Origin of the sequence: Pseudoalteromonas sp. UBA2102 (genome assembly GCF_002331165.1) — a bacterium.
In the GTDB taxonomy this organism is placed as follows: domain Bacteria; phylum Pseudomonadota; class Gammaproteobacteria; order Enterobacterales; family Alteromonadaceae; genus Pseudoalteromonas; species Pseudoalteromonas atlantica.
This window is the reverse complement of record NZ_DCYU01000031.1, coordinates 16368-28871: the sequence shown is the minus strand read 5'-3', so window position 1 is coordinate 28871 and position 12504 is coordinate 16368. Positions and strand designations below refer to the sequence as shown.

The 12504-nt window shown below is 40.1% G+C and carries 8 protein-coding genes; all 8 read left to right on the top strand.

Translation table 11 applies throughout. The features are described from left to right. The first annotated feature begins 14 nt into the window (after positions 1–14). Positions 15–2618: a type VI secretion system ATPase TssH gene (tssH, locus tag B2R65_RS03430; protein WP_286741124.1), complete on the top strand. Its 2604-nt coding sequence runs from the start codon at positions 15–17 to the stop codon at positions 2616–2618. 237 nt (positions 2619–2855) lie between these two features. Further along, positions 2856–3335: an Hcp family type VI secretion system effector gene (locus tag B2R65_RS03425; protein ID WP_024032870.1), complete on the top strand. Its 480-nt coding sequence runs from the start codon at positions 2856–2858 to the stop codon at positions 3333–3335. A gap of 74 nt (positions 3336–3409) precedes the next feature. Next, positions 3410–5287 carry a type VI secretion system Vgr family protein gene (locus B2R65_RS03420; protein ID WP_064387133.1) on the top strand — a complete coding sequence of 626 codons (1878 nt, stop codon included), beginning with the start codon at positions 3410–3412 and terminating at the stop codon, positions 5285–5287. A 7-nt stretch (positions 5288–5294) separates the two neighbouring features. After that, positions 5295–5651 (top strand): hypothetical protein, encoded by a 357-nt coding sequence (locus tag B2R65_RS03415; RefSeq protein WP_024032868.1) that lies wholly within the window; start codon positions 5295–5297, stop codon positions 5649–5651. A gap of 37 nt (positions 5652–5688) precedes the next feature. Next, entirely contained in the window at positions 5689–5979 is a 291-nt protein-coding gene (locus B2R65_RS03410; RefSeq protein WP_096042749.1) for a PAAR domain-containing protein, read from the top strand. Between the two features lie 2 nt (positions 5980–5981). Then, the gene (locus B2R65_RS03405; RefSeq protein WP_286741119.1) at positions 5982–7007 is read left to right on the top strand and encodes a hypothetical protein; all 1026 of its coding nucleotides are present in this window, start codon (positions 5982–5984) and stop codon (positions 7005–7007) included. Then, positions 7004–7855 (top strand): hypothetical protein, encoded by an 852-nt coding sequence (locus tag B2R65_RS03400; RefSeq protein WP_286741117.1) that lies wholly within the window; start codon positions 7004–7006, stop codon positions 7853–7855. The genes B2R65_RS03405 and B2R65_RS03400 overlap by 4 nt, the downstream gene beginning before the upstream one ends. After that, entirely contained in the window at positions 7855–12504 is a 4650-nt protein-coding gene (locus B2R65_RS03395) for an RHS repeat-associated core domain-containing protein (RefSeq protein WP_286741115.1), read from the top strand. Before B2R65_RS03400 ends, B2R65_RS03395 begins: the two co-directional genes overlap by 1 nt.

Sequence of the window (12504 nt, the reverse complement as noted above, 5' to 3'; positions counted from 1 at the left end):
AAAAGGAACACTGTATGTCTTCGATGACACTCAATAAATTAGTTGAAAAACTAAGCCCTGATTGCAGAAAAAGCCTAGAGGCGGCGGTTGCAATTTGTAATAGCAGAAGCCACTTTACAGTGGAGCTTGAACATTGGTTACTTGCCATGATTGAGCAGCAACTAGATGATGTTAGACTTATTTTTGGCTCTTTTGACATTGATATTGAAAAAGTAAAACAAGACTTAAATCAATCTTTAGAAGCGTTTAAAACCGGTAGTGAGTCATCACCTAGTTTGTCTGTACATGTTACTAGCTTATTAAAGCAATCTTGGTTAAGTACCAGTATTGAGTTTACAGATAATCAAATTCGCAGTGCCTACGTTATTTATACGCTTGTAAAAGACGATACCTTATCGAGCTTAGTAACCCGTTGCAGTAAGTTATTTAATAAAATAGAGCCAGGGCAGTTGCTTCATGCGTGGCCAGAAATAGTTGCTCAATCGCAAGAGCGTAATCACTCAGTACAAAACACGGCTAGCCAATCGGCTACAAACTCTAAAACCCCGAGCCTTGACCAATTTACTGTTGATTTAACTGCTCAAGCAAAAGCCGGAAAAATAGATCCCATTTTAGGACGCGACTTCGAAATTCGCCAGATGGTTGATATTTTGACCAGACGCCGTCAAAACAACCCTATTTTAACCGGTGAAGCGGGTGTAGGTAAAACAGCCGTAGTTGAAGGCTTAGCTTTAAGAATTGCACAAAAAGATGTACCGGCCGTGCTGCAGAATGTGAAAATTCACAGCTTAGATTTAGCACTATTACAAGCTGGCGCAGGTATGAAAGGCGAGTTTGAAAATCGTCTTAAATCATTAATTAACGAAGTAAAAAATTCAGTTAACCCGGTTATTTTATTTATTGATGAAGCTCATACAATGATTGGTAGCGGTGGAGCCGCAGGCCAAAACGATGCTGCTAACTTATTAAAACCAGCACTTGCTCGTGGCGAACTTAGAACCATTGCTGCTACAACGTGGGCTGAATATAAAAAGTTTTTTGAAAAAGATGCAGCTCTAACACGCCGCTTCCAAGTGGTAAAAGTAGAAGAGCCAACGCCAGAAAAAGCAGTGGCTATGTTACGTGGTTTAGTGCCCGTAATGGAAAAACACCACAAAGTATTTATTTCTGAACAAGCACTCGAAAGTGCAGTGCACTTATCGCATCGCTATATTACGGCAAGGCAACTACCCGATAAAGCGGTGGCATTATTAGATACAGCCTGCGCGCGGGTGGCAATGAGCCAAGCATCTACACCAAACACTATAGAGCAACTTGTAAATCGATTAAGCGAAATAGAAACACAAGTGCAGATGCTACACCGTGAACAAAAAACAGGTTTAGATCATTCAGTGCAACTAGATACACTTAAAACTGAACTTGTAACTATTGAAGAGCAGTTAGCGCCGTTAACTGAGCAGTTTAATGTAGAAAAAGAAATTGTAGCTGAGCTTAATCAGGCACTCGAGTCTATTAACTCAGAACAAGAAAATTCATCAGATGAAATTTTAGCCAATCTTAAGCAGAGTAAAGAAAAGTTAACTGCTTTTGAACATAACATGGTTCATTGGCAAGTAGATGAAGAGCTTATTGCACAGGTTATATCAGATTGGACTGGCATACCTGTAGGTAAAATGCACGAAGATGAAATACATGGCATTTTAAACCTTGCACAGCAAATGAAAAAACGTGTTGTAGGGCAAGACTATGGGTTAGATTTAATCGCTAAGGTAGTGCAAACATCTCGCGCCCAACTAGCAGATGAAAGCCGACCTAACGGCATTTTTATGTTGGCAGGTCCAAGTGGTGTAGGTAAAACCGAGACTGCACTTTCGCTTGCACAAGAAGTGTATGGCAGTGAAGAAAATGTCACCATTATTAATATGTCTGAGTTCAAAGAAGAGCACAAAGTATCACTACTGCTTGGTTCACCTCCTGGGTATGTAGGTTATGGCGAAGGTGGCATATTAACCGAAGCCGTAAGAAGAAAACCGTACAGCGTAGTATTGCTCGATGAAATGGAAAAAGCTCACCCTGGTGTACAAGATATTTTCTATCAAGTGTTTGATAAAGGTACAATTAAAGACGGTGAAGGCCGTGATATCGACTTCAAAAATACAATCATTATTATGACCTCAAATGTGGGAACTGATACCACCATGAGTTTATTTGAAGACGAAGAAAGTAAACCTAGTATCAAAGGTTTATTAAAAGCATTACAAGATGATTTACTCGCATCATTTAAACCTGCTTTTTTAGGGCGTATTAATGTAATACCTTACATTCCACTAAGTGACGATATTCTTACAGAAATTGCATCACTACAAATTGATAAAATAATTAAACGCGTTAATAAGCATTACGATGCTGAGCTTAAATATGAAAATGACGTAATAGAATATATTATTGATAATTGTCAAAATGCAGGGTCCGGTGCTAGGAACATTCATACCATTTTGCAAAATAAATTATTGCCTTTGTTGTCGGAAGTTTTACTTTCTAGCATGATTGATGACAAAAAAATAAATAGTATATCGCTATCAGTTAAAGATAATGAATTTAATATTGAGTTAAATTAAAGTTTATTTAATTTAACTTAGTATTAAGGTTGTTTCTTTATTTTTAGGGTATTATAATTTTGGTGCCTTAAATCACTACATGGAATTTTGAGACATTGTCTTCATCTAAGGAAAGGAATCTGAAGGCCTTTTCATTGCTGTATTAAAGATAATGATTTCAAAGGAATTTTTGGGAAACCAAAGTAAATAATCCAGTCTAAATGGATAACATTGTTTAATTAAAAGGAGCATTATCAAATGCAAGCAAATACATATTTAAAATACGGTTCAATCAAAGGCGAAACTACAGCTGAATCTTTCAAAGATTTAATCACAGTATTATCTTTAGATTGGAACGTAAGCCGTGAAATTAGCGCAGCAACTGGTACAGCAATGGACCGTGAGTCTAGCTCTACTCGTCTTGGCGACGTTACTATCACTAAACTTCAAGATAAAGCATCTCCGGATCTTTTCAAAGAAGCGACAATTGGTAAAGGCTTACCAGCTATTTTCCATATCACTAAACAAGGTGATAAAGTTGAAGAAATCATGAAAATCGAACTTACAGATGCGATGATTTCTAGCTATTCAGTGTCAGTACAAAACGATCGTCCTATTGAAACAATCACTATCAGCTACACAGAAATGATGATGACTGTTACTCCAACAGACGACAAAAATAACATTACTGCTCCACTTGTATACGGTTACAGCGGTGTTAAAGGTCAACAAATGTAATATTTGTTATCTTATAATGGCTCTGGGCTTTTGCTCAGAGCTTTTTTTGATCTTTAGGATGGGAAAGGCAAGGAATGCAAACAGCAACACAAAATAACAACGTAATTCAGATTAGCACCCCTGCTGGTAAAGATGCCCTCTATTTAACTCGTTTTGTTGCCCAAGAGGCAATGTCAGACTTATTTGTTATGTCTGCCAATATGTACACAATTGGCAAGCAAATAGCACATGAAGATTTGGTTGGAAAGCCAGTATCTATTAAGGTAAAAAATGCACAAGGCGGCGGTGAGCGTTACTATCATGGAATAGTAAGCCATTTGGTTTCAAACGGCAGCCGTACAGCTGATGTAGAAGAACAAAAAAACTATATAGATTACCAAGCAACTATCGTCCCGTTTGCAGCATCTATGCGCAACCGTAAAAACAGCCGAATATTCCAAAAGAAAACAATTAAAGAAATATTTGCTGACCTATTTGGCCAACACAATGTTGCCTTTAGCGATAAAACTAGCAAAACATACCCTAAATACGAGTACTGTGTTCAGTACCAAGAGTCAGACTTTGACTTTATTCAACGATTGCTTCAACAAGAAGGTATTTTTTACTTTTTTGAGCATACCAACAGCAACCATACCTTGGTATTAGCTGATGATATTACCGCTTATGAAGTGTGCGACGAAGCAAAGGTAGTTTACTCAACTGGCCATTTAAGCGAATCTCATGTATCACGTTGGCAGGGCGGTTTAAGTATTGCGCCAGGCAGCTTTAAACGCGTTGGTTACGATTTTAAACAGCCATCACGCTACCCAGATGGTGAGCAAGCTAATCCAGAGTTACCGACGCAATCAGTATCAGAAATTTTTGAATACACGGGCGAGCAAGAATGCCACCCGCGCGCAGCTAATTTAGCATCTGTTCAGCTTGAGTCATTACAGCGAGACATGAAGCTTTCTAGTGGTCGCAGTGATTGTCGTTCATTTACAGTGGGTAAACTCTTTAGCTTTAAAAAGCATGAAGATCCACGTCTTGAAGGTAAAACATTTGTTATTACCTCTATGATGACGTCAATAACGGTGCCTAATCAGTCTGGCTCTCAGCAGTCGTCAGTAGAAGAAGTGTACTCGAACCATTTTGAATGCGTACCCAAAGATATACCCTACAGAGCGCAAATAAATAAGAAAAAACCAGTTATAAACGGTGTGCAAACGGCAATCGTAACTGGCGACAGCGCCGATGAAATAATGATTGACCAATATGGTCGCGTAAAAGTGCAATTTGACTGGGACCGAGAAGGTAAAAAAGATTCAAAAAGCTCGTGTTGGATCCGTGTTGCGCAAAATTGGGCAGGTAAAAAGTGGGGGGCATTTTTCTTCCCTCGGGTAGGCCAAGAAGTACTTGTAGACTTTATAAATGGCGACCCAGACCAACCAATTATTAGCGGAGCAGTGTACAACGCAGATTTAATGCCTCCGTATGCACTACCTGGCGAAAAAACACAAAGTGGTATTAAAACACGCTCTACCAAAGAAGGCGGAGCCGATAACTTTAATGAGCTAAGGTTTGAGGATAAAAAAGGCAGCGAGCTGGTTTATATTCAAGCAGAAAAAGATAAGCAGCTTTACGTAAAAAATGACCAAAACGACAAAACAGATCACGACCATAATATTGAAATTGGCAACGATCGAAAAGTTGATATTGGCAATAATGAAACACTAAAAGTGGCTAAAAATCGCAGTGACGATATAGGTGAAAACGACACGTTAAAAGTGGGTAAAACACTTAATATTGAAGCTGGTGATGAAATAGTAATTAAAACAGGCTCTGCACAAATTAAAATGAGCAGCAGCGGTAATATAACTATAGAAGGCACTAATATAGACATTAAAGGCAGTAACGTTAAAGTTGATGGTAGCGCCATTACTTTATCTGCCGGCATGATTAAATTAAATTAGTGCAGTTATGGAAATAATAAATAGCTTTTATACAGGGCATAGAAATGGCATTAATAATAATGGTTACGTTGTATATTGCCGTTACGGTTTGCCGTATTTAATTTGTTTGCCAATAAATAGGCCAGATGATCCATTGCTAAATCCTGCATTAACGCATTTAAAAGCTATGGATGGTTATTATGCTAATCAGTTTTTAAGTAATTTACATAATGCTTTAAATAGTGAAGATACCATAGCCGCTTTGTATCAGTACGCATTACAAAGCCCGGTATCAATTTCGGATTATAGTAAGGCAGAATTAGTTGATACCTTATCGGGTTTAGTTTCTCAAAGTAAATTATTAATTATTCCTTTATTTGATTAGTTTTATTGTCAAAAAGTAAATAAGACAAGGAGTCTTTATGGGTAAGCCCGCAGCTACAATTGGTCATATGCATGTATGCCCTAAAACCACAGGTACAGTCCCGCATGTTGGCGGCCCTGTTGTGGTAGGCTCAACTAATGTATTAATAGGTAGCATGCCCGCAGCACGTAAAGGCGATATGTTAGTGTGTATTGGCCCACCCGACAGCATAAAGTCAGGCTCTGGTAGCGTAAAAATTAACGGTAAACCCGCAGCTCGAATGGGTGATGATAGCTCCCACGGCGGAAAAATTGTTGTTGGTAACCCTACTGTATTAATAGGTGGCTAACCTTGCTGTCTACTTACATAAGTAATCATCAAGCACAATTGCTCTGTATTAGTAAGGCGCAGTGCTGCCCGTTTACTTCTGTAGGTTATGTAAAAACACTTAAAAAAAAGCTGTTAGAAACAACGTGGCTAACCGCTAAAAAAAATAATACTCCTCAACACTTTACACAACCCGATTTAACTTTAATTAATACGTTAGTAACGAGTGAGCAAAGCCTTGATGTGACTGCGCAGGCATGTATAGAGGTTATGGCTAATTTACCGCAAACAATTAACCTGGCTTTTATAAACTCGTTGCTCAACAGCCCATCCCTGCATGACTTAGCAAAGGCTGTTATTTATAAAGTTTTATTACAGCAACACAGCTTTAATTTAATTGCATTAATTGACTTAAACACTATTTATCTTGCATTGGCTGATAGTACCGAACAAGAGGCAACATCAGCCGAAACAGTGGCGCTTATCAGCGCATTCAACCCTAATGCAAACATACAAGTACTAAAGCATGTGTTTGATGAGCTATGTAAAAGTAAGCTTGTTAATTCACCGTTAATGTCGCTTTTTTTATTATCACTAAGTTGGGAACAAGTAAACGCATTAAGTAATTACGCAAGCAATGTTTTAACAGTAGATGACACTTTGCATGTGCTATTACAAAGTGGCTATGTAAAGCTAGTGCCCTTAGCGTGTATGTCGTTGAACCAAGTAGAAAACCCAACAGCTATTATTGCCTTAATAAGGCGAATGCTCGGTGATAAGCTCGATTTACTCGTAAGCTATGACATTCAAGTAAGTGCGTTTAATGCTGAACAACAAGCACTAGTGGCTTTTAAACAGCAGTTACAGCAAAACTGGCCTAAGTACGAGGAGGAGCTTTGCTTACAAAGGTTTGTAGCTGGAAAATCTCTTAATAAAAGGTTAAACGCAATAGAAATGTCGGCAATGGACTGTTATAGCCAAGCAATATTTAATTTGTATACCTACTACAAATCGATGGCTAAAAATGTAAAAGCAGAGGCGCAAGGATGAAGGCGTTTAATGTAAACGTAAGCTGTTTTTCTACGCCTTTGTCGCAAGACATAGATACACTGCTATATGCAGATACCCCAAATCCACCTGACGGTATTATTTGGCAATCATGGAATGCCTGTATTTATGATTGCATAGTAAAAGCGAAAGAACTTTTTGCAAAAGTAGAAGACTCAAACTTGCCACTTGTATGGTTATTGCCAGCACTTGCGTACCAAGATGAGCTAAAGCAGCTTTTAGCAAAAAGTTTTAAACAGTTGTTCCCTGAGCATGTAGAGCACTTATTATTTTATGGCGCTGTTGGTGCTAATACGTTAGTGCAGTTGGCGGTGCAAAAAAAATGGGATAAGGCAAACGTGATTGCCATTGATGCTACCTATAAAGCCGATAAAAACAATGAGTGGGTATACTTAGGAGTAGGTGGTGCACTCGCGACTATTGAAACGGCTCAAATTGGCTGGATGCAAACTAGTCATGACTTTGCTCCTTCAATAGATTTTATAAAGCACGACCAACTAGGCGGTATATTTTCAAAAATTGCACAGGATAATAAAGACCATATAGATCTTATATTTGCACCTGGCAACGGCATACATCAGCAAAGTGATGTTTGGCTGACTAATTTACAATTGCTCAGTAATTTAATTAATGAGCATACACATTATGAATTACCTAATTACAAATTAGGTAAAATTGGTGCGCTTGAAGGACTCGTCAATTTATATCAATTGACCTCAAGCCCGGCTATTGTAAATCACTTTAAACACGTGTTAGTGATTTCTCAAGAACAATCAAAATATCAGGCCGCAGCATCATACTTATGGATAAGTGAGGAAGTACACAACTAATGCAAAGTAATACGGTTGTTTTACAAGGAACGAGTTACCCCATTTGCCTAGTTGCTGGCAAAGGCCAAACGCCGTCAGGTTATGCGCCAACTGTGGCAAACACCCCTGAAACGGCTAAACAACAAATAGCTCAAATTGGTGGTGCGTTAACAGGTGACGCTGCCAAACGTCTTGATGTAATTAATTTATTAAATAGTGCTGGCGTTAACTGCCTACGCAGCGCATCAGCTCGCGAAACCGCAAGCGTACTTACCCAAGCCTTAGTAAGTGGCGCAGTAACGTGTTTCCATCAAAAAGCAAAGTCGGCCATTCAAGTAAGCGATAATACTAATAGTGGCTCAGCGGGCAAAAAGTCGAACAAAAAATCAAGCTCAACCGCATCAGGTAAAAGCGCATCGCAAGCACCCGCTAAAAATACGGGTGGTGCAAGTAATAACACCGCAAGTGAAGAGCCCATTACAAATCAAGAGTGCCGATCAGATCCAGTTTCAATGCTCTCTGGCGAAGAAATTCTCCCGCTTATCGACTTTACCCTAGCAGGCAGCCGCCAATTAGTGTGGCGACGTTTGTATCGCTCATCTCATGCTGATGTGTGCACAACAATGGGTAATGGTTGGCGCCACGACTTTATGGCAAGCCTTACCGAGCATTATTTGCCGCCCCCAAAAGTGGGCCCTAAGCAAAAAGGCACTTACTGGCTAGAGTACCAAGACGAGCACGGCGCTAAACATAAATTTGAAAAGGTGAAACCTGGCCAATCAAGCTATCAGTTAAGTAGTAACCTTGCGCTACATTACCAAACAAATGGTAAGCAAGTACTTGTAACACCAGATGACCAACACCTTACGTTTAAACCAGGCGAAAGCGCGTGGCTGCTTGAAAAAATAATTAACGAAAAAGGCCAAAGCATCGCGTTTTATTACGATGCTAAAGAGCGCCTACACCGTATAGAAGTAAATAAAGTACGTGGCTGTATAATTAGCTACAACGCGCAAGGTTTATTAAGCAAAATAGCAGCGTACTGCACCGATAAAAACAACAAACAACAATTGCTATCGCCATTACTAGCAAGCTACGAGTACGACGAAAACAAAAACCTTGTTCAGTCTACTAATCAGCAAAACGAAACTGAGCGCTACGCGTATAACGCCGCTAACTTATTAACAAAGCGTACCCGAGCCAGTGGCTTCAGCCATCATTTTGAGTGGGATAGCTACTCACCCAGCGCTAAATGTATAAAGCAGTGGGGCGATAACAACACCTATACTTACCAGTTTGAATATAACTTAGAGGCTGGTGAAACAACCTGTATAGACTCTCGCGGCCACAAAGAGCACTTTGTACATAACGCACAAGGCAAACTGTTAAAACATACCGACCCTAACGGCAACGTTTGGCAATATACATACAATACACAAGGCCAAAAACTCAGTGAAATTAAGCCTGATAGCAGCACAACGCGCTATAGCTATACACCTTTCGGCCAATTAGAAACAATAACGCAGCCAGATGGTAGCCAAACCCATTTTGCTTACAACCAACTTGGGCAACGTGTACTAACTACCTTACCTGATGGCCAAACCATTACGCGTAAATACAGTGTGGCTGGCTTATTACAAAGCGAAACCTTTGGTGATGGCCGCACCACATTATACAGCTACGATAAGCTCGGCCAGTTAACTCAGCATATTAATAAAAATGGTCAAATCACCAAGTTTATTTGGAACGAGCAAGGCGAGCTATTAGCAAAGCATCATAACGATGAGTTAATACGTTACAGTTATGACAGCCTAGGCCGCGTAAATGCCACACTGAATAACGCAGGCTTACTCACTCAATATAAATACAATGAGCACGGCCAGCTTACACAAACCATTGCCTTTGATGAAAACGAGCCTGAAAATAAGCAGCATCAATACTTTAGCTACGACGAAGCAGGGCGGTTAATTAGCTCGCAAAACAGCAAAGGCCACACCACCGAGCAACACTTTGAAGGGCTAAGCCAACCGCATTGTGTTATTCAGCCCGATGGCAGCGCACTGCATTTAACGTACGACAAAGAGCGCAACTTAACAGCCATCGAGCGAAGCGATGGTCACGTATACCGCATAAGTTACGACGCGAACGAAAACCCAACGCAAATAACCGGGTTTGATGGCACGCTACAGCAATATAAGTACGATGCCTGTAACCGCTTAGCCTCAGTCACGCAAAGCAACAAACGCCATGTAAAAATAGAGCGCGACAGCCTTGGCCGTGTAACTGCGCAGCATGCAAGCCTTGCAAGCGACTCACATATTGTTAATAACGCCAATTATTACAGCTACACAAAGCAAGGTAAAATAGCGCGTGCACATAATGCGCAATCAACACTTAAACAACGCTTTGATAAAGGCGGGCGGCTACTGTGCGCCGAGCAAGTTAATAACCAGCAACAAGCGCATACCTTAAAATACAGCTACGACGAATACGGCAGAAGGCAAACCCTTACCCTGCCAGATTCAACCACGCTTAAATACAGCTACAACCAGTTTGGCCAGCTAAGTACTATTCACTTACAGCAAGCCAACAGCAAAGAGGTTGAACTTGCACAGCCGCTCGTAACATTAAGCTACGACCGCCAAGGTAATATTAAAACCCAGCAGTTTGGTAACAGCATTACCCTCAATCAACAGTTTGATGTATTTAACCGTTTAACGCAGCAACAGCTCACGCACCCAGCACAAGCATTATTTGATACCTGTACGTACAATTACGACAGCATCAACCAGCTGATTGCCCGTAAAAACGAAGGCGTAAGCAGCCAAAACATCAATTTTGAATACAACAGCTTAGGCCAGTTAATACAACAAACTTTAGCAAGCTCACGCGCTGATACAACCACGCACTACCAGTGGGATAGCTTTGGTAACCCGCAAAGTCAGACTGTTCAATCAAACACAAGCGATGCAGACCTTAGAGATACAGGCGAGCAGGGTATAGAACATGATGCAGCCAGTAATGAGCATACAGCCAGCTCTTCTATTGATTTAACACGCGCCACCCATAGCGAATACAATGAGTTAGCACTAAATAGTAGTGAAAGTAGTAGCAAAAATAGTAGCAACGCTGACTCAGTAATAAACAATAAAAGTACTAACAACACCACAATAAACAGTGCCACCGACGCCGACCGCCTAACACAACTTGGCGACAGCGACTTTTACTACGACGAGTTTGGTAACCAAATACGCGAAACCGGTAAAGGCATTAAAACCCGCCGTGAATACAACGCATTTAACCAATTAAGTTGTTTTAATAATAACGGCACGCTCACCCAATACGACTACGACCCACTCGGGCGTCGTATTGCCAAGCACACCGAACACGGTAAGATTGACTACATTTGGGACAACGACCAGTTAATCGGTGAATGCCAACATGGTGAATATACCTGGTATATCAACCTGCCAAATCAATTTCACCCAGTCGCATTGATTAAACAAGGTGAAGTGTATTACTACCACCTAGACCAACTGAATACCCCACGTTTTGTAACAAACAACAAAGCAGAAGTGGTGTGGGAAAACCAAGCCGATGTGTATGGTTATGAAGAGTTAAAAGCAGAATCAAATAAAGAAGACTCTTTCACTCAACCAATCCGTTTTCAGGGACAGTATTTAGACGAGGAAAGTGGCTTACATTACAACCGTTATCGCTACTACAGCCCCAAACAGCAACGCTTTATAAACCAAGACCCGATTGGATTAGTGGGTGGCATAAATCACTATCAATATGCACCGAATCCGGTTAATTGGGTGGATCCGTTTGGGTTGAGTTGTAAAGAAGATGAAGAGAGAAGATTAAAAGCAAGCTTAAAAAAAGCATTTAACGAAGGCCTAATTAGTGAGGAGTTACAAAGGGATTTACTTGAAGCCGCTCAAATTGGATTTATCACGCCAAAAGAGATTAAGCAGGGGATTATTTCGGGAAATCCCACTTCATTGCTTATATTGGGAGGAGGAGATAACTCAAGCCCAATGACCTCTCAGTCTATTATCGATGAAAGTATTGGAGAGCCGCTTTCTATAGATGCATTGATTCATTCAGAACTAGATAAAGTGACTAGTTTAATATGGAAAGAGGGTGAAGAGTTTAAAAACCACGTTTTAATTAATTACCATTTAGATCCTGATATGCAGGTTTTAACACGTGATGAGTTTTTATCACTTGCAGTGTATACTACAAACCTTTACAAGCCCATAAATTCTGGGCTTAGGGGGTTTTCACCTAAGGATAAGGAAAAATGGGCTAAGGCCGTTGCTGATACTGATCAAGCGTTAATTAAATTGGCGGAAAACCCATTGTTGAGGTATGAGGGACAGGTTATTCGTGGAGATCAATTCAGTGATGACTTATTAGAGGAGTTGTTCCCTATTGGTGGCATACACCATGAAAAAGGTTTTAAAAGTTCATCGAGTAATTTAGATAAGCCCTTCGATGGCAATACTAAAATACTTATAACTTCTAAAACAGGGATTAATATTGCTAACAATGCTGCAGTCAAGCCAGAAGAGGAAGAAGTATTGTTTAAGTCAGGAACGAAATTTAAAGTTATTAGCCGTATAAAAGTAAATGGAACAAACTTCATAGAGTTGGAAGAGGTTTAA

Bases quoted from the DNA above. Each gene is read 5' to 3' on its own strand.
- tssH (WP_286741124.1), top strand. From the start codon at position 15: ATGTCTTCGATGACACTCAATAAATTAGTTGAAAAACTAAGCCCTGAT.
- B2R65_RS03425 (WP_024032870.1), top strand. From the start codon at position 2,856: ATGCAAGCAAATACATATTTAAAATACGGTTCAATCAAAGGCGAAACT.
- B2R65_RS03420 (WP_064387133.1), top strand. From the start codon at position 3,410: ATGCAAACAGCAACACAAAATAACAACGTAATTCAGATTAGCACCCCT.
- B2R65_RS03415 (WP_024032868.1), top strand. From the start codon at position 5,295: ATGGAAATAATAAATAGCTTTTATACAGGGCATAGAAATGGCATTAAT.
- B2R65_RS03410 (WP_096042749.1), top strand. From the start codon at position 5,689: ATGGGTAAGCCCGCAGCTACAATTGGTCATATGCATGTATGCCCTAAA.
- B2R65_RS03400 (WP_286741117.1), top strand. From the start codon at position 7,004: ATGAAGGCGTTTAATGTAAACGTAAGCTGTTTTTCTACGCCTTTGTCG.
- B2R65_RS03395 (WP_286741115.1), top strand. From the start codon at position 7,855: ATGCAAAGTAATACGGTTGTTTTACAAGGAACGAGTTACCCCATTTGC.